The sequence below is a fragment of the Serratia sp. BIGb0163 genome (genome assembly GCF_024809935.1).
GTDB classification, from domain to species: Bacteria; Pseudomonadota; Gammaproteobacteria; order Enterobacterales; family Enterobacteriaceae; genus Serratia; species Serratia quinivorans.
The window spans coordinates 317,930-343,020 of the sequence record NZ_JANUDZ010000001.1 but is presented as its reverse complement, the minus strand read 5'-3'; the positions used below and the strand labels follow the sequence as shown (position 1 = coordinate 343,020).

General features: G+C 43.9%; 17 protein-coding genes. 5 read left to right on the top strand and 12 right to left on the bottom strand.

The genetic code is table 11. From position 1 onward, the window contains the following. The first annotated feature begins 116 nt into the window (after positions 1-116). The 5 genes from M2406_RS01620 to M2406_RS01600 all read left to right on the top strand — a co-directional run bounded on the left by M2406_RS01620 (position 117) and on the right by M2406_RS01600 (position 5,869). Positions 117-1,418 carry a hypothetical protein gene (locus tag M2406_RS01620; RefSeq protein ID WP_232020775.1) on the top strand — a complete coding sequence of 434 codons (1,302 nt, stop codon included), beginning with the start codon at positions 117-119 and terminating at the stop codon, positions 1,416-1,418. Further along, a complete protein-coding gene (locus tag M2406_RS01615; RefSeq protein ID WP_012006039.1) occupies positions 1,399-2,637 on the top strand; it encodes an oligosaccharide flippase family protein in 1,239 nt (412 codons plus the stop codon). Before M2406_RS01620 ends, M2406_RS01615 begins: the two co-directional genes overlap by 20 nt. Before the next feature lie 78 nt (positions 2,638-2,715). Beyond that, positions 2,716-3,609: a glycosyltransferase family 2 protein gene (locus M2406_RS01610; RefSeq protein ID WP_259188229.1), complete on the top strand. Its 894-nt coding sequence runs from the start codon at positions 2,716-2,718 to the stop codon at positions 3,607-3,609. Next, a complete protein-coding gene (locus tag M2406_RS01605) occupies positions 3,537-4,706 on the top strand; it encodes a glycosyltransferase (protein ID WP_259188228.1) in 1,170 nt (389 codons plus the stop codon). Before M2406_RS01610 ends, M2406_RS01605 begins: the two co-directional genes overlap by 73 nt. Before the next feature lie 14 nt (positions 4,707-4,720). Further along, positions 4,721-5,869 (top strand): glycosyltransferase family 4 protein, encoded by a 1,149-nt coding sequence (locus M2406_RS01600; RefSeq protein WP_012006036.1) that lies wholly within the window; start codon positions 4,721-4,723, stop codon positions 5,867-5,869. 92 nt (positions 5,870-5,961) lie between these two features. Here M2406_RS01600 and wecA read toward each other — a convergent pair whose 3' ends face one another. The 12 genes from wecA to M2406_RS01540 form a co-directional block, all read right to left on the bottom strand. After that, positions 5,962-6,999, bottom strand: a complete 1,038-nt coding sequence (wecA, locus tag M2406_RS01595) for a UDP-N-acetylglucosamine--undecaprenyl-phosphate N-acetylglucosaminephosphotransferase (RefSeq protein ID WP_259188226.1) — start codon at positions 6,997-6,999, stop codon at positions 5,962-5,964. A gap of 499 nt (positions 7,000-7,498) precedes the next feature. Continuing rightward, positions 7,499-8,512: a UDP-glucose 4-epimerase GalE gene (gene galE, locus M2406_RS01590; protein ID WP_259188224.1), complete on the bottom strand. Its 1,014-nt coding sequence runs from the start codon at positions 8,510-8,512 to the stop codon at positions 7,499-7,501. A gap of 216 nt (positions 8,513-8,728) precedes the next feature. Then, on the bottom strand, positions 8,729-10,096 hold the full coding sequence (gene cpsG, locus M2406_RS01585) for a phosphomannomutase CpsG (protein ID WP_012006033.1): 1,368 nt from the start codon (positions 10,094-10,096) through the stop codon (positions 8,729-8,731). Between the two features lie 15 nt (positions 10,097-10,111). Further along, positions 10,112-11,536, bottom strand: coding sequence for a mannose-1-phosphate guanylyltransferase/mannose-6-phosphate isomerase (locus tag M2406_RS01580; protein WP_012006032.1), 1,425 nt, complete (start codon positions 11,534-11,536; stop codon positions 10,112-10,114). 306 nt (positions 11,537-11,842) lie between these two features. After that, positions 11,843-13,222, bottom strand: coding sequence for a TolC family outer membrane protein (locus M2406_RS01575; RefSeq protein WP_012006031.1), 1,380 nt, complete (start codon positions 13,220-13,222; stop codon positions 11,843-11,845). Positions 13,223-13,224: 2 nt separating this feature from the next. Further along, positions 13,225-14,556 (bottom strand): HlyD family type I secretion periplasmic adaptor subunit, encoded by a 1,332-nt coding sequence (locus tag M2406_RS01570; protein ID WP_259188221.1) that lies wholly within the window; start codon positions 14,554-14,556, stop codon positions 13,225-13,227. Between the two features lie 54 nt (positions 14,557-14,610). After that, positions 14,611-16,377 (bottom strand): type I secretion system permease/ATPase, encoded by a 1,767-nt coding sequence (locus M2406_RS01565; RefSeq protein ID WP_012006029.1) that lies wholly within the window; start codon positions 16,375-16,377, stop codon positions 14,611-14,613. A 385-nt stretch (positions 16,378-16,762) separates the two neighbouring features. Further along, a complete protein-coding gene (locus M2406_RS01560) occupies positions 16,763-19,351 on the bottom strand; it encodes a DUF4214 domain-containing protein (RefSeq protein ID WP_259188220.1) in 2,589 nt (862 codons plus the stop codon). Positions 19,352-19,819: 468 nt separating this feature from the next. After that, positions 19,820-21,214: an undecaprenyl-phosphate glucose phosphotransferase gene (wcaJ, locus tag M2406_RS01555; RefSeq protein WP_012006027.1), complete on the bottom strand. Its 1,395-nt coding sequence runs from the start codon at positions 21,212-21,214 to the stop codon at positions 19,820-19,822. Between the two features lie 203 nt (positions 21,215-21,417). Continuing rightward, a complete protein-coding gene (locus M2406_RS01550; RefSeq protein ID WP_049767940.1) occupies positions 21,418-22,380 on the bottom strand; it encodes a cellulase family glycosylhydrolase in 963 nt (320 codons plus the stop codon). Positions 22,381-22,468: 88 nt separating this feature from the next. Then, positions 22,469-23,530, bottom strand: coding sequence for a glycosyltransferase (locus tag M2406_RS01545; protein ID WP_259188215.1), 1,062 nt, complete (start codon positions 23,528-23,530; stop codon positions 22,469-22,471). A 39-nt stretch (positions 23,531-23,569) separates the two neighbouring features. Next, positions 23,570-25,009: a lipopolysaccharide biosynthesis protein gene (locus tag M2406_RS01540; protein WP_259188213.1), complete on the bottom strand. Its 1,440-nt coding sequence runs from the start codon at positions 25,007-25,009 to the stop codon at positions 23,570-23,572. Positions 25,010-25,091: the final 82 nt, after the last annotated feature.

Below are 25,091 nucleotides of genomic sequence, written 5' to 3'. Positions count from 1 at the left end.
CAACATGAATAATAAACAAAAAATAATATTTTTTCTGATTGTATAAGACAAATCAGTATTGCTGCTTACACGGGATGCTGTACAATCCAGCGATTTAACTGGTTTAGGAATGGAAAGTGAGAGCCACTTCAAGCATTTTTACATTATTTTTCATTGTATTAGCCATGTTGGGTACCGTCAAAATTTATATCGGTGGCAACATCAATTGGTTAATTCAAATAATGTTATTATTGGCAGCTACTGTAACGTCTCTGGCGGCATCCCATCTTTCCACAGGTCAAACGCTACTGGTGCGTCTATCTCGACTTGGTGACTATAAGCCAATGTTACTCGGCTGGCTGCTTTTTATGGCGGGTATCGCTGCAGCATCATTAGCCAACCATGGCCTGGGATTTTATACTCTGGCTAAGTATTTGGCCTTTATGCTCGTGCTCGCCATGCTGGTTGTGATTTCACCACTCACACCAAAGCTACTCGAGAAGTCACTAAGCACAGCGCTGATCGTTTCATTGATCCCATTAATATTACTGGCATTGTTTCGACAAACTGACGCAATGGTGATTTTGGGGGATGGCCGAATGGGCTGGCTTGCCAGTTGGCCTGGTGTTATCTGGAAAGTTGGCGCTTTCGTCTGGCCTTTCGCCGTTTGGCGCTGCCTTAAACAGCCACACATACGTAATCTCTTATTAGCTTTTAGCGCTGTGTTAGTTATGGCCCTCGACGGTAGCCGCACCTCCATGTTGTGGTTGGTGCTGGTTTGGGGCGTATTAGCCGCTGTTGCATTTGCTTGCAAAGTACATGCTAAACCGGTACGGAGCCATCTTGGTCTTCTACTGCTAACCATTTTATCCTTTTCAATTATCCAACCGGTATTACTTAATTGGGTATCAGGCCATTATGATCCGTTGATTTCTCAGCTGTTCAGCGAAACCAAGGATAATGGAAATATTATCAATAGGTTAGAAGAAACCGACATCACCCCTAGCAATGAATCAACGGCAGACCGCTTGGTCAGCGGTGATAATACCACTCGCCTGGAAATGCTACATGTAGGTTGGCAACATGCAGTAGAGACATTCCCTTGGGGAGGCGGTTTTGGCAGCACCAGGGTGATGGACTTCGGTGCCAGTAGTGTTATTCACATGACTTACCTGCAATTACTCGCAGACGATGGCGTGTTGGCCTTGGTTGGCTATCTCCTGTTCCTGCTATACCCTCTTTTCCGGGGGGTGAGATTCGTCACCAGCCAACGAGAGCTGTTTGTTGAACGTTTTGACACTATGTTGTGCCCACTTTCAACTCTGACTCTGTTCCTGTTTATGGGATTATTCCACCCATTAAGTAACGAACTTACTGAATGGGGTATTATTTTGGCAGCGCTAGCTATTGTGGTTACCCATGTCTCGCGTCGCCACTAACACCGCCTGGTTAATGATCGCTCAAATCGGGGGATTGGTTATCCCATTGATTGAGCTTCCGGTCTTGGCGCATGCGCTAGGTCAGCAGGGGTACGGGCAGGTTTTGTATGCGCTGGGCATTGCGTTAACAGCATCAGTGTTCGTTGAGTTTGGTTTTAATTTCAGCGCAGCACGCAGTGTGGTGAAAGCACAAGGTAATCAGAAACAATTGGCGCAGCTGCTTACCAATGTCTTGCTAGCGAAAATACTATTGAGCTTGGCTGTTGGTATCGTTGTCGCTATCTTGATTTTTTCAGGTATCGGGGCCACGACAATCCCGAACTACTGGTTCATCTGGATATCGTTGTTCATACTGGCATTTGGCTTTACCCCGCTTTGGTACTATATCGGTCTCGAGAAGCTTATTTTTCCCGCGTTGCTGGATATAGGATTACGCAGTATTGGCTTGTTGGCGACCATAGTTTTGGTTTCCACTCCCGCCCATGCACAACGTGTGTTGGCTATCCAGGCTACGGTTGGAATAATCAATACATTGCTCCCAACGTTGCTTATCGTTCGTACCACCGGTTTTGGTCGCATAAGCTTCACGGGAGCAACCACCGTTTTACGCGAAAGCTGGGAACTATTTCTATATAAAGGGGCCCAAAGTATCATGGGCTCAATTGCATCTACACTCTTAGGTTTACTCGGGGGCGCGCGCGCAGTAGGCGCTTTTGTCCCAGCAGAAAAACTGGTCAAAGCTGCGAGTGGATTTGCCGGACCGGTGTTAAATGCCGCATTTCCTCATTTAGTACGTCTGCAACACAATTCGGCTCGTGATGCGAAAAAAATGGTTGTGCTGATTTTAATTGGCTTATTCATCGCAACTACACTGTTTGCACTAGTTACCCTTTGGCTCGCACCATGGATCGTCAACATGGTATTCGGGCCAGGTTATGAGGATGCCATCGAATTATTAAGAATTTTAGTATGGGTTGTTCCTTTGCGTATCAATAATATGGCACTGGCCATACTATGGTTTATTCCTAGTGGAAAGGAAAGAATTGCCAGCAGAGCTATGATGCTGAATATCGCTATTATTTGCCTGCTCTCTTTGTTGCTGGTTCCTGTGTATGGCGGTTTAGGCATGACCATTGCGTTCCTAAGTGCCGAAATCGTAATGTTTACTCTATTTCTACTGTTATTTTGTAGAAAAGCCACCAAAGCAAGCGATAAATGATACTGATTTACTTTATCGTTAAGCATGGCAAACTATTATTAACTGCTTTGCTTTATTAGTATAATGAAGGAAATGAGTTTGAATAACTTCACATTAAGCGTCATCATTGCCACCTACAACCGACCAGAGCTGGTTGTTCGCGCAGTGAACTCCGTCATAGCTGAAAGAAATGCGAAGCATACGATTGAAATAATTGTAGTTGATGATGCCTCGACCACTCCACGGCCAAAGTTTGAGACAGAAGGCTTGGTGTATCATCGCATGCCCGTCAACGGTGGTCCAGGGCCCGCACGTATGGAAGGGATAGCGTTAGCCAATGCACCGTGGGTGTTAATACTGGATGATGATGATACCCTCGAGCCTGGAACCGCCGATTATCTGGAAAAAATACTCCCTCTTGACGAAAATGCCAGTCATCCGGTTTACCAATTTGCCATAACGGCTCAAAACCAAAAAGAAAAGTATCAGCTGATTACTTTTGATGACTACGTAAATAAAAAAATTGAGGGTGATTTTACCCCTGTATTCAACAAGAAAATATTTCTTGATACCGGTTTTCGCTACCCGGAAAATCGTGCTGGTGGTGAACACTTACTTTGGTGGAAAATTGCCGAAAAATTCGGCATACCATCGTACAATCATCCTTTAGTTTGCGTTTCTAATGACGCCGAATTGCGCTTAACGCATTATTCATCACAAATAAAAAAATCGCTCTGCCATAAACAACTAGCGGAAATAGCATTAGAAAACTTTGGTGAACGATTACGCAACAACCACCCACAAGAATTTCAACGCATTAATTTGGCACTTATTACCTACACTTTGTTAAGTAATGAGCCACAGCAAGCACGTAATTATTTAAAAAAATCCCCGCTCGGGAAAAAATTGAAGATTGCGTTATGGATCATCAGTTGGTTACCACAACCCTTGATAAAAAAATCATTCCTCATTTACAGGAAGAATCAAGGATAATAAAAGTTATGCAAATAGATTACGTTATTACCGGTTTAGAAATTGGTGGCGCTGAATATCAGGTTGTTTCTCTACTAGAGAGGCTGGTTCAAAAAGGTCATCAGATGCGATTGATTTCACTGACGCCACCGTCATCGGCTGTTTTTATTGGAAGGCTCGCCGCTGCTGGCGTTCCATTAATATCCTTGGAAATGAAATCGGCCAAGGACTTACCGTTGGCGTTACTACGCTTGTGCAAAATATTGCGCCAATCAAAACCGGATATTGTGCATGCCCATATGGTGCACGCCAACCTTTTAACGCGCCTGGCGCGGCTATTCCTACCTTCGTTGAAAATAATCTCTACCGCACATAATACACACGAAGGCGGCAAACTTAGAGACTGGGCTTATCGTCTGACAAATCCCCTATGTCAGATAAACACGACTATCAGCGAAGCCGCAACCTACAGATTCACTAATGAAAATGTGCTACCGCAGCATAATACATATACCGTTTTCAACGGAATTGATACGGATAGGTTTATGCCGCCGACGATAAAAAAGGTGACAACCTCCCCTTTCTGTTGGCTCGCAGTAGGGCGACTCGTTGAGCAAAAGGATTACCCGACACTCATTCAAGCATTCACGCATATTTCAAGCGGAAAATTACTGATCGCTGGGCAAGGGCCACTGGATGCAACCTTGAAACAGCTGGTAAAACACTACGGTATCGAAGATCGGGTTGAGTTTATCGGGTTGAGTGATGATACTGCACAATTATACCGGCAGGTCGACGGCTTCGTTTTGTCATCCGCTTGGGAAGGCTATGGTTTAGTCGTTGCGGAAGCTATGTCTTCGGAACTTCCGGTAGTTGTTACTGATAGCGGCGGGCCGCGTGAGATTGTCGGCAGTGATGGGACGTCAGGATTGATAGTGCCAATTAAAGATCCATTGGCTTTAGCGAATGCCCTGATTTCTATCGAAAAAATGCCAGCCCATGAAAGAGAAAAAATGGGTGCTATCGCGCGGACCAGAATACAGGAAAAATTCTCATTGAATGAAATAGTTACTCAGTGGGAGAACATTTACACAGAGCTGAAAAATAAGAACAAATAGCTTATAAGGTTTTTATGAAAATAGTATTGATAGGCACAACAGCAAACTGCGTTATCGGTTTCAGAGCAGATCTGATTAAGTCATTGCATCAGCAAGGGCATATTGTTTACGCATTTGCGCTTGATTATGATGATAAAAGCCGCAAGCAGGTCGCCGCATTGGGTGCCACGCCAGTGAATTATCGTTTCAGTCGTACAGGTCTTAACCCGATAAAGGACCTCTATGATACTTATACACTCAGTAAACAGTTGAAAAGCATTGCGCCAGATCTTGTGTTTTCTTATTTTTCAAAACCATGTATCTTCGGAACGCTAGCTGCGGTCCTTGCAGGCGTCAAGAAACGTTACGCGATGCTCGAAGGTTTGGGCTATGTGTTCACTGAACAACCTCAAGGGGTTAGCTGGAAAGTTAATCTACTGAAGAAAACCCAGACAACACTATACCGTTTAATTTTTCCCAAGCTAGATGCTTTAATTTTATTGAATCCAGACGATCGCAACGATCTATTAGTTAAGTCTGGCATAAAAGTAAAAAGAGCTCATGTGTTAGGTGGGATAGGCCTTAAACTAACTGATTATCCCTTCAGCCCTACTCCAACAGAGCCGGTATCATTTATTTTTATCGCTCGCCTTCTGGCGGAAAAAGGGGTACACGAGTATGTTACAGCGGCCAAAGCAGTTAAACAGCGTTATCCTGACATTCAGTTTTATATGCTAGGAGCCGTCGATAAGCAAAACCCTGGCAGCCTGACTGAAAACAGCCTCAAAAAACTGATAGAAGATGACGTTATTATTTACCCTGGTCACGTTTCGAATGTGCAAGAGTGGATAAAAAAATCCAGTGTTTTCGTTCTACCATCATATTATAGAGAAGGAATCCCCCGCAGCACTCAAGAAGCAATGGCTATGGGCAGAGCGGTGCTTAGCACTGATGTGCCAGGATGCCGCGAAACTGTCATTCACGGGGTCAATGGGTTTTTAATCCAACGCTGGTCCCCCGAAGAATTGACCGCACGTATGATTGAGTTAATAGAAGATCCCGCAAAAATCGTTGAGATGGGACTCGCAAGTTACCAGTTGGCGCAACAAAAATTTGATGCTCATGAAGTCAATGGTCGCTTATTGGAGATGCTCGAGATTCCACAGAATAAGACTCAAGATTAGTGTAGTAAATTTAAAAAAATAGAGAGCGGTCAAAACCGCACTCTATTTTTTTGTATAGTCAATACTCGCACTCACTACCCTTTTTATTCTAGTTATTTCAGATAAATTTGACTGCTACGAGCTTGAGAAAGAATTTTGATAACCAAGCAGTAAAAAACAAAAACACACATAAATAACAACAGAGAGAAAAACTCTGCAATATGCAACATTTCTCCAACAATACCAACGGTTGCCAGAAGAGTTGCCAAAAATGCCATAATCATGACAGTTCCGCGAGCAGAGCTGCCTGCACGCATCAGAATATGATGCAAATGTTGACGATCAGGTTTGAAGGGATTATTTCCACATCTAATGCGGCTAATCATGACCCTGACCATATCCATTAATGGTATAGCAATCAACCAGAGGGCCGTTACCGGTTGCATAGCTCTATTCTCCCCCTGACTTCCCAAAATCAGCACCCAGATAACTGTAAAACCTATCAAAGTACTACCGGCATCCCCCATAAACACCTTGAACTTGCGCCCCCAGATCACACCCAAGTTAAGTAAGAGATAGGGTAGACACGAGACCATGAGACATAAACACCACAAAGCCATATCAGTATTACCGTGAATATAGAACACCACAGTTAAGGCGCAAAAAGTCACGCAAGACAAGGCTCCTAGCAAACCATCAACCCCATCAACCATATTGAAGGCGTTAATTGCTCCCCATATTGCAAGTACCGTAATCACGGTGCCGCCGATTCCCAGAAAAAGTTCGTGTCCGAAAAAGATCTCGCCAAAACTTTTTAGGTACAGTCCGTTACAGATCATCAATACAGCGATTGCAGCTTGTAGCGCAACCCTGGGCCATACCGGTAAATCATAACGATCGTCGAGCACTCCAATAGCCAAAAGCAATGTGGCGCAGACCATATAAAGAGTGAAATCCGGCAACCAGGCCGGTTGCATCAAGTAAAGGATCCAAAGTGATAGATAGACAGAAACCCCACCAACCAAAGGGATATGACCTTGATGAAGTTTTCGACTATTGGGTTTGTCGACTAGCCCAACCCTCCTTGCGACCTTCCTCGCCATAAAAAGAACGGCAAGCGCACTGAAAAAAACGGCCACAATTTCTTGCATATATCAAATACCCCTAGTACTTTTCCTGCTGTTCTACCAGACACGAGCTTTTTCCGCAGACAGAGACTAAAAAATGTAGACATTCTATATCGTTACATACCCATTGATATGACAGATTACGCTCTCTGCTACAACAATTAGCCAAGATTATTCTGATTATCCACAATCAACGCACGCTATCAGTATACTGACAAAATAGCGTAAGTTTGTCTAAACAAAGATACAACGAGACAAACATTGATCGGGCCGCAGACCGCTGCGGACAACTGAGTCAGACGTGCTTGTTAGACTTAAAATGTTTAGCTGTTCAAAAACATTTTGGTTTATACCTGTTTGCACATCCGAGTGTAAAGCTCTACATCCATAACCAATGAAAGCCCAATAGACTCAATGAAAATTATTGCCCGCGCAATGAAAAGGGGGCTTTGGGAAAGAAAAAATGAAGTATGTAAGCCATTACCGCACCTGCCAGCACGGTAATATCAACAAATGCAGTGTGCTACCGATAACCTTTCGGGTTATTCTTTTGCCAATTCCAGGTATCGCGCATCATTTCATCGATACCGCGCCGCACTTCCCAACCCAGCTCCTCACGGGCAAGATTCGCGTCAGCCCAGAAGGCCGGCAGATCTCCGTCACGACGCGGTAAGATCTGATATGGGATCTTCACTCCAGATGCTTTTTCAAAAGCCTGCACCATTCCCAAGACCGAGTGCCCTGCCCCTGCTCCCAGATTGTATGCTTTGAAGCCTCCGACTTTATTCAGATGATCCATCGCCATCAGATGCCCTTCGGCCAAATCCATCACGTGGATGTAATCACGTTCACCGGTGCCATCTTCAGTTGGGTAATCACCACCGAAAATGCCCAACTTATCCAGTTTGCCAATTGCTACCTGAGAGATATAGGGCAACAGATTGTTTGGGATACCATTTGGATCTTCACCAATCAAACCTGACTCATGCGCACCGACCGGATTGAAGTAACGCAGGGCAATAATGGAAAACTGGGGCTCAGCCTTGGCAAAATCCTGCAAAACCTGCTCTACCATCAATTTGGAGGTCCCATATGGGCTGGTAGTCCCGCCAATCGGCGTAGTTTCCACATAAGGAACCGGTGAGTTAGCGCCATAAACCGTAGCGGAAGAGCTAAAGATAAATTGGTGAACACCTGCACGACGCATTTCATCCAGTAACACCAGCGTACCGGCAACATTGTTTTGATAGTACTCAAGTGGCTTGCGAGTCGACTCACCTACTGCTTTCAGGCCGGCAAAATGGATCACTGCTGAAATTTCGTGGTCATCAAAGATGCGACGCAAACATTCAGCATTTTGGATATCCCCTTGGTAAAACACGGCAGCTTTGCCCGTTAACTTTTCTACACGACGCAAAGACTCTTCTGATGAGTTCGACAGGTTATCTAACACAATGACCTTTTCACCACGTTCCAGCAGGGTCAGAACTGTGTGAGAACCGATATAACCGGCACCGCCAGTGACTAAAATAACCATAACAACTCCTTATTTTTATCCATGCCGTTTAAATAGATTCGCTGCATCAGGTCTGCAAACTTTCTATCCGACTTACTCTAATTCAAATACCTTATATATCAACGTTCTTTCATTCATATTCAGCGCAGTATACACTTTAAATCAAAGACATTTACAACCCAAGAAAAAGAGCGGCCTAGGCCGCTCCCCATAAAAACACATCATCACGGATGTATCTTAACGTGATAACATTGCCAAAATTTCGTCGGTTTTTTCTTGCATCAATACCACGTTCGCGCGTGATTCAACATTGAGACGAACTACCGGCTCGGTGTTGGACGAACGCAAGTTAAAACGCCAATCAGCAAACTCCATGCTGATTCCATCGGTGTAATCCACTTCACCAGCCTGCGCCAGATAATGTTGCTTGACGCTTTCAATTGATGCAGCCGGCTGTGCCAGTTTGATATTGATCTCCCCGGACGAAGGGTAAGCCGCAATGCGGTCCTGCACCAGTTGCCCCAGGGTTTGCCCTTTAACACAGACCAATTCAGCCACCAGCAACCACGGGATCATACCGCTGTCACAATAGGCGAAATCGCGGAAGTAATGGTGCGCGCTCATTTCTCCACCATAAATAGCGTCTTCCGCACGCATGCGTTCCTTAATAAAAGCATGCCCGGTTTTTGACATCACCGGTATCCCGCCCGCTTCGCTCACCACATCGATGGTGTTCCAGCTCAAGCGTGGATCATGAATGATTTTTGCACCTGGTTGTTTTTGCAGGAAAGCTTCTGCCAGAAGGCCAACAATATAATATCCTTCAATGAAGTCGCCTTTTTCGTCAAACAGGAAGCAACGGTCAAAATCGCCGTCGAAGGCAATCCCCATATCTGCGCCATGCTCACGCACCGCATTGGCAGTGTCTGCACGACACTCCGGTAATAACGGATTAGGGATACCATTCGGGAAGGTACCGTCCGGCTGATGATGAACCTTGATAAACTCCAACGGAACGTTCAAAGCTTTGAGAGAGGCTTCAATAGCATCAATCACATGCCCGGCAGCACCGTTACCAGAGTTGATAACCAACTTCAGCGGCTTAAAGTTTGCAACATCGACATAGGACAGCACATGTTTAACATAATCTGCCAACACATCCTGACGAACATAGCTGCCACGAGTAGCTGCAGGCTCAGGGAATTGGTTTTTCTCCGCCAGTTCCTGGATTGCGCGCAAACCGGTATCACCGCTGATAGGGCGCGAACCCTCACGTACCAGCTTCATTCCATTGTAGTCGATCGGGTTATGGCTTGCAGTCACTTCCACACCGCCATCTGCTTTAAGATGGGAGGTGGCAAAATAGACCTCTTCGGTGCCGGTCATTCCAATATCGATAACGTCGGTGCCGGCATCCTGTAGGCCCTTTGCCAAAGACAGCTTCAAGCTTTCGCTGGTCAGGCGTACATCGTTGCCGAGAACGATAGTCTTCGGCTTCAGGAATTCGCCATAAGCGCGCCCAATACGGTAGGCGATATCATCATTCAGTTCCTCACCCAACTTACCACGCACATCATAAGCTTTAAAACAGGCTAACTTTTCCATCACCAAATCCTTTAATTAAACTCGGCCGTACCGATCATGTAAACGCTCAATGTCATCTTCTTCCAGGTAAAATCCTGATCGAACCTCAATGATTTCAAGATCGATTTTCCCAGGGTTCTCCAGGGTGTGGACACTGCCAGCAGGGATGAATGTAGACTGGTTCTCTGATAAGAAGAATTCTTTATCTTCAACATTCACCTTTGCCGTACCGCTAACGACGACCCAGTGCTCTGCGCGATGAAGATGGCGCTGTACTGACAATCCCTCACCAGGGCGAACAATGATTTTTTTGACCTGGAAATGCTCGCCGTTGTCGATATCACAGATCTTGCCCCATGGGCGATAAGCAGAGGAGTGCTGGCGAAAGTGATGAAGGTTGCGTTTTTTTAGCTCATCAACCACTTTCTTAACGTCCTGAACGCGATCCTTAGTCGAAATCAACAACGCATCATTGGTATTGATCACGATAAGGTCATCCAGCCCGATAGTAGCAACTAGCGCGCCATCAGATGAGATGTAGTTATTATTGGAATCAATGGAGATAATCTCACCGACGTTAACATTCCCGAGAGCATCCTTTTCTGAAACGTCCCACAGAGATGTCCATGAACCTACATCGCTCCAGCCGGCATCTATGGGGATCACCACTGCATCACGTGTTTTTTCCATCACCGCATAATCGATGGAGTCACTTGGGCAATGCTTAAATATTTCTTGATCAACACGGATAAAATTCATATCACGCTGGCTGTCGACCACAGATTGTTGTGTTGTACTGAATATTTCAGGGCTGAACTGTTGCAGCTCTTGCAGGAATTTGGCAGTTTTAAACATGAACATGCCGCTGTTCCAACTAAACTCACCACTGGCAAGATACTCAGTTGCCTTTTCCAAGCAAGGTTTCTCCACAAATGCATCAACTTTGAAGCATTGGCTGGAAAGTGCAGTACCACGCTTGATATAGCCGTAACCCGTTTCCGGATGCCCAGGAATAATACCAAAAGTCACCAAGTTATCTTCGGCGGCATGCATAATTGCCGTTTTTATAGCCGCATGGAAGTTTTCCACTTTTTTAATCAAATGATCTGCGGCCAACACCAAAAGTATGCTGTCATCGTCTTCTTCAGCCGCCAAATGTGCTGCCAATGCAACAGCAGGCGCAGTGTTACGCCCAATAGGCTCTAAAATAATGTTGGTCGCAAGCTGATCAATTTCACGCAGTTGCTCCGCTACCAGAAAACGATGATTCTCATTGCAGATAACCAAAGGTGCGGCGACTTCGACTCCATCCAACCCTGACAAACGTTGCAGAGTTTGCTGTAGCAAACTGAACCCACTGTCATCAATGGAGAGAAATTGTTTGGGGAATGATTCGCGCGACAGTGGCCACAACCGGCTACCTGTACCACCGGCCATAACCACAGGAATTAGTTTTGACATTATTAACCCTTAACTCAGTCGTCTGTCTTATAAACGAGAGTGCGGCGTAGCGCCTGCCAACCCAGCATTATAAAAGTCATACAATCACACACGTAAATTACGTGTATGCTAAAAAGCCCCTACCTAAACCCATCTCGCCCCATAGATATACACGCGATGATCTATACCGAAAAATACTGTGCTATAGGCAAGGTAGGAGCACCACTAGTTGCTAACATAACGTATTGAGACAAAAAAGAGCAGCTCAGGGCTGCTCTTTCAGACAAATACTCATGGTGAGTATTTGAACCATTTCCCACTACTTGCTCAGCGGCTCATGGAAAAATACTGCGCCACGCGTTTTACATCTCTTTCATCAAGGGTTCCCGAATCACTCAGCAGCGTAATCCAGGATTTTATGTAGGTGTACTTTGCCGAGGCCAGATCACGTTGGGCACTGTACAACTGTTGCTCGGCATTAAGCACATCGACGTTGACGCGTTGCCCCGCCAGCACGCTCTGGCGTGTTGCCGTTACCTGAGTGGTCGCCGACTTCACCGCCAGCTCGTAAGCCGCCAATTTGGCACGGCTGCTAATGCACAAATTATACTGTTTGCGCAGATCGTTAAGCGTAGTGCCCACCTGCGCATCCATTTCGTACATCGCCTGCCCGTATCGTGATGCAGCCTGGCGAGTCGATGCCGAAACCCCACCGCCGGCGTAGATCGGCATACTCACCTGTACACCAATACTGTCAGTGCGATATTTTTGGTTAACCGTATTATCGCTGCTGGAGTCATTCTCAGAATGCGAGGCGTAGAGCTGCACCTGCGGCATAAAACCGGCACGATTTCTCTCCACTTCATATTTCGCCGCATCAACCCCGTGGCGAGAGGCCGCCAACATCGGATTATTCTCGAGGGCAATTTTTTGCCACTCTTCAAACTTTGATGGGATCAACGGCGCCACCTGGAATTTGCCCGGGCGTAGCAGCTGTACGTCATCGAGCTGATTGAGTGGCATACCAATAATGACTTCCAACTCACGCTGAGCCGCGTCCAGCGCATCACGCGCCTCAATTTCCTGCGCCTCTGCCAGGCTGTAGCGCGCCTGAGTCTCGGAAACGTCGGTAATGGTGCCCTCACCCGCACTCATTAAACGATCGTTCAGCGACAACTGTTCTTTATAAGCTGCTTTTTGCGCTGAGGCTAAAGCGATTTGGTCCTTCGAGTAAGCCACTTCCACATAGGCGGAGATCACCCGTACGGCCAAATCAAGAAACTTGCTGCGGTAGCGCTCATCAGACATCAGCGTCTGCGCCACGCCAGCCTTGTAGCGCGCATAAGCCTCATAATCGAACAGCGGTTGTGTCAGCGTTACCGAGCTGGAATAACTGCGGTACTGCTGCCGCTTGGTGGTTTCACCAAGACTGTTGCCAAAAATGTCACTCGCCGGGTACTTTTGCGTTTGCCAGTTTCTCGGTGAGTTTTGGTAATTAAGCGATACCTTCGGCAGCAGCCCCGCCCTGCCGATATTTTCGTTTTCGTCTCCCGCCTCTTTCTCTTTTATAGCCGCCCTAAAGGTCGGATCTTTTTCAAGTGCCAGCGAATATGCGTCTATAATCCCTATCGAATGAACCGGCGCAGCTATCGCAAACAAGAGGGTACTGATAGCAAGGCCAGCAACCTGTCGTTTAAATTGAATCAAAATTATTCCTCGGTTAATGAAGTATGAGCGCGATCCAAAATAGGTTTAAACAGATAACTCAACAGTGAGCGCGAGCCGGTCTTCACAAACACCTCCACAGGCATCCCCGGTTTGATGTCTTCGCCACTGAGCAATTTCATGCCCTCGGGGGAAACCGTGACCTGCATTTGGTAGTAGGGCTCGCCATTGGCCTTGTCGACCAGACGGTCGGCAGAAACCAACGTCACCGTCCCCGGTATTTTCGGGGTCTTGTTTTGGTTGAAGGCGGTAAACATCAAATCCACCGGCAACCCGTTGTACACTTTATCAATCAGCTCTACCTTGAGGCGTGAATCCACCACCAATGTAGCCTGGCTGGGTACAACGTCCATCAGGTGGTCACCCGCTCCCACGACGCCCCCCTGAGTAAAGATATTTAACCCAACGACAGTCCCATCCACCGGCGAACTGATAGCGGTGTTGCCGAGGTCAAAATTCGCCATTTCCAGCTTGTTTCTAAACTCGCTGGCATCCATCTGCGTTTGCGCCAACTGAGTTCTGACTTCGCGTTGATAGTCGGCAAAGCGTTGGTCGATCCGCTGCTGAGACTCCTGCAACTGTTTTTGTACCTGGCCAATTCGCCCAACGGTTTCATCGATACTGCTGTTCACTTCTGCAAACTGACGCTGGACTTCCAGATAACGGTTGCGCGGTAAATAACCGTCCGCCGCCAGTTGCTTCATGCTGTTCATCTGTTCGCGCAGGCTGGAAAGCTGGATTTGCTTGTTGACCCTTGAGTCCTGCAGGCCCTTCAGTTGGAAACGCATACCGTCCATTGACTGTTTATAGCCGTCAACTTCGCTTTGTAGCCCTATGCGACGGGAAGAGAATAACTGCGTTTGCAATGCGATGATCTCAGCGACCCGCGGCTGAACCTGGATGGTTTCAAAAACAGGAGAAAAAGTGACTTTGCTTAATCCATCACGTTCAGCCAGCAAACGCCCTTCGCTGGCAAGCGTGGTGTAATATTGGTCACGAAGCGAGTCAACCTGTGCCTGGGCCTGAACCTGGCTCAACTGCACCAGCACCTCGCCCGCTTTAACTTTGTCGCCTTCTTTTACCGTGATACTTTTGATGATGCCGCTGGCCGGGGCCTGTACGGTTTTACGATTGCCGGAAACGGTCACCGAACCTGGTGACGCGACCCCTTTATCCAAAGGTGCAAACGCAGCCCAGGCGAAGAAGCCAAACAGGCCAATCCCAACCACTAACCACCCCATGCGGGTGAAACGCCGTTCATCCTGTGGGATCTGTTCTGAATACGAGTCTTGCGGCTCGCCAATGTGCGTAGACATACCAACTCCTTTGACTGCAGGCGGCATTTTGGCGCCGCCCGGCAAGTACACAGCTTAATTAATTTGAGTTTTTGGAATATTGCCTTCGTCCGGCTCGGAGTTGACTGCGCGCACCGCCTGCTGTGGAGTTTGCGCCTTCTGCGCATTGGCCAACGCTTGCAACACCTGCTGAGTTGGGCCAAATGCATTGACGGTACCGTTCACTAACAGCAGCAGCTTGGTGGTCATCGACAACAGGTTGGTTCGATGGGTAATCAGGATCACCGTTTTATTACGCTGTTTAAGGAACAGGATCGCCTGATTTAACGCTTTTTCACCGGCATCATCCAGATTGGAATTGGGTTCATCCAATACGATCAGGGAAGGATCGCCATACAGCGCACGGGCCAGGCCAATACGCTGCTTCTGTCCGCCGGATAATCCCGCCCCGCCATTGCCGATGATCGAATCATAGCCATTAGGAAAACGCAGGATCAGCTCATGGACTCCGGCCAACTTGGCGGCTTCAATCACTTTCTCAGAATCGATGTCGTTAAAACGAGCGATGTTCTCGGCAATGCTGCCGGCGAACAGTTCGATATCCTGCGGCAGATAACCGATGAAAGGCCCCAGTTCGTCTTTGTTCCATTGGTAAATGTCGGCGTTATCAAGCCGCACAATACCTTCACTGACCGGCCAGATACCTACCAACAAACGCGCCAACGTGGACTTACCAGAAGCGCTTGGCCCGATAATCCCCAGAACGTCACCCGGCTGGATCGCGAAGCTGACATTATGTAATACCGCATCGCCTTTGGAGCCCGGAGGCGTGGCAGTGACACCTTCAACAGAGATGACCCCTTCCGGCCGCGGCAAAGACATACCCATACCGCGTGGCGGATGTTTATCCAGTAATTTCACCAGGCGCTGATAGGAGAGTTTGGCAGAGCTCCAGCTCTTCCAAACGTTGATCACCTGTTCGATAGGTGCCAGTGTACGTCCCATCAGGATAGAACCGGCAATCATCATGCCGGGGGTAATATGACCATCTATCGCCAGCCAGCCACCCAGTCCCAGCACCAGGGATTGCAAAGAAAGACGAACAAACTTGGTTATGGAGGTAACGGTAGTGGCACGCTCGCTGGCGACACGTTGGCTATTCAGAAATCTCTGATGCAAACCGAACCAGCGGCGCTTTAGATTAGGTAGCATGCCCAATGCCTCGATCACTTCGGCATTACGCAAATTTGTACTCGCCAAACTGCTGGACATGATCGATAACTTGCTGGCTTCTCCCAACGGTTTCTTGGAAACCATTTCGTTGACCACCGCCAACGCAACCAGCAGCAGTGAGCCAACCAGGGCGAACAATCCCAACCACGGGTTAAACAGGAAAATCACCAGCAGGTAAATCGGGAACCAGGGCGCATCGAAGAACGCAAACAATGCGCTACCGGTCAGAAACTGCCGTACGGTGGTCAAATCACCCAGCATCTGCCCTGCGTCGGAAGAGCCATTTTGCAGATTGGATTCATAGGCCGCGGTGTAAACACGGGTGTTTAATCGCATATCCAACTGACTGCCGATACGGATTACAACCATGCTACGGACATACTCAAGAAGCGCCATCATGCCGAACAATCCCAGCATAATCAGCGTTAACATCAGCAAAGTGATTTCATTACCTGAAGGAAGTACCCTGTCGTAGACCTGCAACATATAGACAGAGGGAACTAACATTAATAAATTTATAAATGCGGTGAATATGCCAACGGTCCAGAAGATTTTACTGCGTGTCCGTATAACATCCGCAATTTCATTACGCGGTATAAATTGATTCACTTTCTGCCCTTACATCATGTGCACTGTCAGTCCAATCCGCATTGATTTCTTCTAAGGAAATTCTTAAAAAAATTAAAAATAAAGAAAATCCTAAAGAAGCCCCCTCAAACATGCTCGAGACTGCAGATACTTTTTTTTAACTATAGGTAGAGAAAGCACATATCAGCAAGGTAGAACGTAAAAAAAACTCTTGTTCTCAAGCCAGACAAATGTGTGAAAAACAACAAGATAAAAGATTGGGGGGGATATGAGGGAGTTATTACAGAAAAGAATAAGTTAGAGATAATGATACAGATCACAAAATAAAAAGCGGGGAGCATAAGCTCCCCGTATTATTTAATGACTAACAGTTTCCATGGAAACTATTTCTCTACTGAGTTTACACTCACGCGTAATGCAGAGTATCCAACAGTTGCTGATGGTTTTGCCCAGTCAGGTAAACCACGCTGTCGTTGGTATCCAATGTGTGGTTATCGTTGTTATCAATAATCACATAAGAACTGGCATTATCACCCGACCCACCGAAGACCACAGACGCGACGCCCACTTTCGCGGTCAACGCGTTGCTGCTGCCCAGGCCAAGGATACCGCCCAACAGGCCGATAACGCCGTTGGTCAGGCCGCCAACCAGAGTCCCCAGCAGTGCATCCAGAGTATCGGAAGCACGGGTGCCGTAATCCGCCACCGCAGTACCGCTGGTATCACCAGAAATGGTCAAAGCAGAAGCAGCGTCAACAATCTTGTCTTTGGCGCTATCAAAGTCGGTAATGGTGACACCGGCCTGCGTAGTACTGGACTTCAATTCATAGGTATTCACACCGTTGCCACCGGCCAAGGTGGTGTTACCCAGAACGTTGAAGCTATCCGTAGTCCCGGTACCCTCAACAGTCAGTTGATAACCATTCAGACCCAAAGCGGTCAGTACTGGCGCCAACAGCCCCGTAGTGACCGCACTCAGTGGCAGAATGTTCAGCAACTGAACGATGATACCGTCACCGGTACCGGCATGGTTCGAGTTCAGATCCAAACCACCAGTATTAGCAGATGCGTTAATATCACGCACGTTGCTAAAACCACTGCCCACAGTCAGATCCAGTAAGTGATCGCCTGTAACAGCAATGTTCTGTACCTGAGCATTTGTGCCAGTCAGTGACAAGATATTGTCAAAACTACCGGTACCGCCAGACGCAATGTTCAGCGTGCTCAGTGCAGTTGGCAACAACAGGCTGCTGCTGCTGTTAAGTGCCAGGGAACCGGCATTTACATCGGTTGAGCTAACGGCATTGAAAGTGACGTTAAAGTGGTTAGTGGCATTCTGCAGGAAAGTAATTTCCACGCTGCTTGCCGCCGTCGCATTACCGGTCACTTCCAACTGCGCGGAGTTACCGCCGGCAGCATTAATCACTTTCACTGCTTCAGCCAAGCCAGACAACACAAAACCTTGTGAGCCAATGTTGGAGGTGGCAGCCTGAACGACGTTGTTGGTCAAACCGGTAGTGCTGGATTCAGAAACTGCATTACCGGTTAACAAGCCAAAGTCAAAGGTGTGGTTTGCCGCTGTGGAGCCAGTGTTAACCGTTGCTTTGCCGATGTAGCCAGCCAGGTCAATTTTCTCAAAATTGGTGAACTGCGAAGCATTGCTGGTAATCGTCGCGGTGCGGACAATCGCGTTACCTGACATCACCACGTTTTTGGTAATGAAGTTGGCCGAAATGGTATCAATACCATCGCCGCCGTTGCCAGAAATGCCAGCGCCGACGGTGTTGGCACCGCCAACCGCCGCATTACCCAACCATTTCAGTGAGTCATTACCTGCCCCCAGATTAAAATCACCAGTAGCGGTAGCAACAGCTGCCGCAGCGGTGACCAGGACATCATCTGCACCCGAGCTGGCATTCAGAATAACGTTGCCGTTATTGACGGTAATATCGACACCCGGGTTAACACCGTTGTCAGACAGGTTAACCGTCGCCGCGCTGGTGCCGTTAATGGTCAGATTCGCCAGATGATCGGCGAACTTCAGATTAACAACGCTGGCTGCGTTAGCGTTCAGAAGAACATTAGTAAGCACCGCTGTTTCAGCATTACTTAATACATGATTTGTATAAGAATTTATAGATCCTGTTGCATTGCCACCTGTAGCTGTAGCTGTTAAAGCAGCACTGGTTTTGTAATCCAAACTGGTACCAATAATATATTCAAAAGCATGCTGCTGGGAAACAGTAGTATTATCAGTTGCCGTGGAGTTACGCATATCATTTATAATTGCAGCGGCAAGGACAGCTTTGTTACTCCCTAGGGCTGCAAAAGCAGCAACTTGAGCATCCGTAGCTACAGCTCCGTGCACAATTTTGTAGATTTTTTGAATGTACTCATCACCATTAAGTTGCCCCACTCTTTTCTGATATTCAGAAGTTAACAACTGTTTAGTAATCATATTGGTATAACTAGTGCCGCTATTTAAGTCAGCACTCCAATATTTTAAACCTCCAGCGTCAACCCATCTATCCCGGCCCAACAATCCAAGATAGGATGCTGCTACCTGCTCCTGAATTGCCAAGGGAGCAATACTCGAAGTTGTTGAATACAATATAGAATCAATTTTTTGATCAAAAACTGTTTGAACATTGATTACTGCAGGATCAAAACCTTGATAATGAACTACGTTATTCACGAGAGTTGCTAAAGCAGAGGATAAACCTCCAGTAGATAGAAGATCCGTAACCACGTTAGCCGCTGGGCTACTACCATAAACTAAAGTATAAACCTGAGTAACAATCTGGTTATTACTTAACCCTTGGAAAAGGGTCTGACCAGCACTACTATTAAGCAAAGATGTAACAAAAGTTTCATTGGTAAAGGTACCGCTTTCGATTTGTTGCCCAAAATGTTTAAACTGGGTTTCAGTCGGATTTTGCCCCAGAACAGCATAGTACAAGGCAGCTGCCGTTGTTTGATTAGCAAGAGAAGCCATGATTAACCCCTATTTAATGTATTCTCAACCCGGCGGAAAGAAATCGCCCTGAGAAAAAACGTTTGATTGAGCAGAAGATGACAATCTCCTACAATCTAAATAAAGGCTGGATAAGCTATTTTGTCAAGGTCACACTACGCAGCATTTGCCTAGAAAATTTCAATTTTTTTATCCAATGAAAAAAAATACAACCCACTGATATTTAATAATAAAAAAAAACAAAAAAAACATAAGAGCGGTAATTCAGTTAAAAACTCCTAAACCAGTTAGTGGAAGTAAAGTCAACCATGCCAATGACCATATGAATAATTTTTTATGCAAAAATCACATAATCCTGAATTTATTATATAGATCATAAGGATGCAGTTGAAATCGTTTCACATCACTTAAGTAGTACGCTACTTAAATGCAAAAAAAAAGCCTTGGAATTTCACTTCCAAGGCTAAAAATTTTATCTTTAAGAAAGAATCAGTATGCAGACTTATGCATAAATCCCTTAAAAACAGTAAGGATAATTATTTTTATATCGAACCAAACACTCCATTCACGAATGTATTCAAGATCGTATTCTACACGCTTCTGCATTTTGTCTAGTGTGTCGGTCTCCCCTCTCCAACCATTTATTTGTGCCCAACCCGTTATCCCAGGCTTAACTTTATGTCTAAGCATATAGCCTTCAATCAGACTACGGTATTGCTCGTTATGAGAAACGGCATGTGGTCGTGGACCTACAATAGACATTTCACCAAATAAAACATTGAAAAATTGAGGAAGCTCATCTAAGGACGTTCTCCGCAAAAATTTCCCAACTTTAGTAATTCTAGCATCGTGTTTTTTTGCCTGTACAACAGTATTATCATTTTCCATAACACTCATTGAACGAAACTTCCAAACTTTGATAGGTTTTCCGTCCATGCCGTAACGTGTCTGTCTAAATATCACTGGGCCAGGTGATGTAAACTTAACAAATAAAGAGATCAAAATTAGCACAGGTGAAATAAAGGCTAATATCATCATCGAAAGAGTAATATCTTCCAAACGTTTAAAAACCTTGTTAATACCATTCAGATGAGTATCGAATAATGGAACTACTGGTACTCCATTAACTTCTTCCGTTCGAGACTGTAAAATATTAAAAGTAAACAAATCAGGTATAAGCATGACCGAACACGTTGTATCCGTCAGCTTTTTCACTAAGTTTTTAATATTAACCTCATCCCCCATACTCATAGCAATATAAATTCTATCAAGTCTTCCTTCGCGTGCATCTTCGATTAATTTTGAAAAATCCCCAACATACTCAATGCCCTCTTCCGAAATAGGGGTATCGTCATAAACACCAACAACCATAAAACCTAGCCAAGAGTCAGCTTTAAAACCACGGAGTAAGCTTAGACCAACAGGCATTGAACCAGCAACTGCAACTCTCCTTGTATTATAACCAAGGTTACGAACGAAGCCTGCGATAAATCGTATCGCGATACGACACCCGACGAGACCAAGGCTCACTAAAAGATACCATTGAAAGAAGATTTTGAGAGAAAAATCAAACTCGGGTAGAAACGAAACTAAGCCTATTGTAAAAATAAAACTCAGCGTCCAATTTTGTATAATTAAAATAAGTTCCGTTGATATTTTACCGCCACGCCATGACCGATAAAAATCAGTCATCCCTCCAATCATCTGATAAACGACCAGAACTATTAAAAATACCAATAAGTGCCTATAATTAAAAGGCTGGGAATTTAAAAAAACAATAACATACAGACCAAGAAAAATAATAAATATATCAGAAAATCTTTGCGCCATAGAAATTAATGATGCATTGGTTTTTGAATGGGTTCTATGATGTAAGATTGCCATTAAAATTACCTAATTTAGAATAGACGTATAACCAACCGAAAGCACCGTTTTCTATCCCCGAAATAAAGATGATGATGGAGTTGAAAAAATTGACTCTACACCGTCTTTTCCATTACAGGATATTTATATTAATCAATTAATATTACTTATTTTCAGCAATTCAACTAGAGAATAGTTATCCATACATAAAAATAAATCAACAACTACTTCACAATCAATTTTTGATTTAACACACCAAACCTGTGTTCGCGATTCTTCACATTGCTACCATCGTCGATAAGGTCGTACCACCATACACCTTTAATAAAATCTCTTTTTTCAGCCTCATCCATATACTGTTGCATATACTGATAAATTTGAGAGTCAGAGACTCCGTTTGGACCATTATACGAAGTATATCCTACTTCTGTAATATAAAGAGGGATCGATTTTCCTAGCATCCCTTTTAAATGATCTTCGTATTTGTCTATGGCTTTAATATTGTTTTCTGGAATACGCATACTCATATCGGGGTTACCATACGAGTAAGGATGAAGTGATATTCCATCGACGTAATCTAACATGCCATTTGCAATTAGATTATCCATCCATTCGCGCTCTTTTTCTTTGAAAGGATTTATTGAACCTGCAACTATAATTGCATTAGGATCCTGTTTTCTTATAGCTTCAGACGACTTCTTCACTAACTTTAAATAAACTTGGAAGTCAGGTGGTGTTGACTTGAATGGAATCCCTGTTCCATATAGCCATTCATTCCAAATTTCGTAATACTTAACCGTGCCTTTACACCGCGCAGCGGTAAAAGATACATATTTAACAAAATTATCAATATCTTCTTCGGTCCTAGGGTAATCAAAATTTGTTAACTTTTGATTACCATAGGCTAATATCAGCATACTGCTAATATTCTGATGCTTTTGAGAGAAAAGATAATCTACTTTATTCACATTCCCCGATAGTAAAAAATCTTTACCATTTTTTTGAAGTAGCTGCCAAGGATAATCATCACGGATAGATGTAAAACCATACTTTTTAGCTAATTGAATATAAAACTCGGAGTCACGGGGATAATGTTTAAAATGTATGTTAATGCCTCTTTCGAAAGCACTAACCGATGGGCTTATAAGTACAGCAGCTAAAATTAAACTTTTAATGAAAAATTTCATATTAAGCGCCTCGAACATTGAAATTAACTTAAGACAAAGCCTTAATGTTACAACGTCTAATGATAATTACAGACTGCGATAAAAAGTTTTATTTTAACAACGCTTCATAATCTTGATAAATTTTAACAATCTCTTTTTCATCAAGCGAGACTTTAGTCAACTCCATAGCCTTATCCAAAGAAGATTGAAGTTCCAACTCGATATCACAGATGACTCCATTACTTATGTTAATGATCTCTTTAATTCCTCCAGGGTAGTCATTCGCAATAACCGGTGTTCCACAAGCTATAGCTTCAATAACCACATTGGGATATCCCTCCCAACGAGAACTAGAAATAAAAACATCAGCATGTTTCATATATACATAAGGGTTATCCGTTGAATCAACAAAAGATACTCTATCGATGATCTCAAATCTTTTTATAATTTCAACTAACTCATCCTTCTGCTCACCACTACCAATTAATGTCAAATGATATTTGTCTTTATCCAGTTTTGAAAATGCAGTCAAAAGTAGATCAAATCCTTTTTGGTATGTAAGACGACCAATAGATAACAAATTAATTTTACCCTCTGGGTATATATCAGAGGCAGGCATTGAGCTCATCTTAACTATTCGTTCAATATCAACAGGATTATTTATCTTGATTAACTTGCTTTTTGGTATTCCCATTTTTTCCGATAAATCAGAGTACATTTCATTGCTCTGTACCACGATAGCATCGTAATTTTTATAGCAAGATTTATAAAGAAACTTAATTAAATTATTTTTTTCAAACAGCGTCGGTAAATTAGACTCTCGTGCTATTTTTTTTACTTTACTTCCCAATAAAAAAACAAATGGTGAAAGGGCAGCATTAGATACACCATCACTAATAAAAAGTGTGTCTATACTATTTTTTTTACAATATTTCTTAATTCCAAAAACAAACTTAAATATGGAATCTCTAATTCTCCCATCTAAGTTCAAATATGACACAATAACATCTTTAGATAAGTCAGAAAGCAAAGAGTTTCTCTTGTCATCTTTTTTGTAAAGAAGAAGATGTACGCGGAAATCCTCTTTATTTAGATTATTCAACAAATTAAAAACAACGCGCTCAGCACCTGTCCATCCTAAATACGGCATGATAAAGACTATATTCTTCAAGACGTAACCTCTTATTCACGAAACTGTCTTAATAAAAAATTATTTTTTGAAAATTCTTTTCAAAAAAACAGAGTTTATTTCTTGGCAGGTTTTTATTTTCATGATTAATGCGCAAAAATAATATACAGCGGCCCCCAAAAAAACTTTAATTAAAATCTCATATAAACCATTTTCTAAATGAATAAAGTATATCGATAGGGCCATAACTAAAGCACAGAAAACAATAGGTGCCATGGTTTTTATTTGCTTAAACGCCCCATATCCAAACCATTTTCCAGGATAGTATGCATTGATAAAAAAGCAAATAAACGATACAAGCGCACTCCCTATAACTACAACTTTTAAACCGTATGGTACGGTCAATAATAATGCCGCGATAGTAATAGGCAATTTAGCAAGATCGATTCTCAAGTAAGCATCAGAACGACCGACAGCATTAATCAAACTACAATTTAATGCACTAATAGGAATTATAAGTCGTGATAACGCTATCCATTGCATCACGATAATAGCTCCCTCCCACTGAGCTGAAAGAAAATACCTGACGAATGGCTCTGATATTAACATTAAACCTACCATCACAGGAATTATAATGAAAGCGACACCTTCAATTCCGCGGTGATAAAATTTAATCAACGATTCTCGATCATTTTGCAAACTGGACATTACCGGAAAGAAAACATTTTGCAGTATAGTAAATAGATTCATTGATATAAGATCAGGAATATTTCTCCCTTGTGTATAAAGACCCACATCTTTAATTGAGAGATATCTACCAATCAATATTGCATATCCATTATCTACTATGCTTCTAACCAAACCTGCGATAAGCAACTTGGAACCAAATCCAAACAGACTAACAAGTGAGTCAAGTGAAAAAACTAATGCAGGGAACCATCTGATAAAAACAAATGAGAGCAACACAATCAGTGAGTTATTAATTATCTGTTGCCAAACAAGGGAATATACTCCAAAACCTTTATTTGCCAAGATAATAGCTACAACCCCACTAATTAATGCACTAATGAGATTTATTTTAGTTCTAAGCTTAAAGTTCAGTTTTATAGACAATATAGTCATTTGCACTAAGTATAGTGGTTTAATCATAACCACAATCGATAGCATTTTAAGAATGCCTTCCAATTCTGGTTTATTATAATAACTTGAAATACTTGGTGACAATGTAAAAAGTAAAATATATAAAACAATTCCAATTACGATATTAAAATAAAACACAGTAGATAGGTCTGTGTTATTCCTATTTTTCTTTTGAATCAAAGCTTGGGAAAAACCACTATTTATTATAATGTCAGATATAAGAATGAATACCAAGATTATACCGACTAAACCAAACTCTGCTGGAGAGATAATACGGGCAAGAACAATACTGACTATAAACTGAAATCCCTGGACAGAAAATCGCTCCACCGCACTCCAGAGCAGTCCTGATATCGTATTTTTTTTTATGTTATCATTCATCTCATCTTTCTCTTGATGGCATTAACATAAAATATCCTCTCTAACATTTAAATCACATTCAAATAATTACAATGCAAATAGA

Coding starts and splice junctions, on each gene's coding strand:
- M2406_RS01615 (WP_012006039.1), top strand. CDS start 1,399: ATGTCTCGCGTCGCCACTAACACCGCCTGGTTAATGATCGCTCAAATC.
- M2406_RS01605 (WP_259188228.1), top strand. CDS start 3,537: ATGGATCATCAGTTGGTTACCACAACCCTTGATAAAAAAATCATTCCT.
- M2406_RS01600 (WP_012006036.1), top strand. CDS start 4,721: ATGAAAATAGTATTGATAGGCACAACAGCAAACTGCGTTATCGGTTTC.
- wecA (WP_259188226.1), bottom strand. CDS start 6,999: ATGCAAGAAATTGTGGCCGTTTTTTTCAGTGCGCTTGCCGTTCTTTTT.
- galE (WP_259188224.1), bottom strand. CDS start 8,512: ATGGTTATTTTAGTCACTGGCGGTGCCGGTTATATCGGTTCTCACACA.
- cpsG (WP_012006033.1), bottom strand. CDS start 10,096: ATGGAAAAGTTAGCCTGTTTTAAAGCTTATGATGTGCGTGGTAAGTTG.
- M2406_RS01580 (WP_012006032.1), bottom strand. CDS start 11,536: ATGTCAAAACTAATTCCTGTGGTTATGGCCGGTGGTACAGGTAGCCGG.
- M2406_RS01570 (WP_259188221.1), bottom strand. CDS start 14,556: ATGTCTACGCACATTGGCGAGCCGCAAGACTCGTATTCAGAACAGATC.
- M2406_RS01560 (WP_259188220.1), bottom strand. CDS start 19,351: ATGGCTTCTCTTGCTAATCAAACAACGGCAGCTGCCTTGTACTATGCT.
- wcaJ (WP_012006027.1), bottom strand. CDS start 21,214: ATGGCAATCTTACATCATAGAACCCATTCAAAAACCAATGCATCATTA.
- M2406_RS01550 (WP_049767940.1), bottom strand. CDS start 22,380: ATGAAATTTTTCATTAAAAGTTTAATTTTAGCTGCTGTACTTATAAGC.
- M2406_RS01540 (WP_259188213.1), bottom strand. CDS start 25,009: ATGAATGATAACATAAAAAAAAATACGATATCAGGACTGCTCTGGAGT.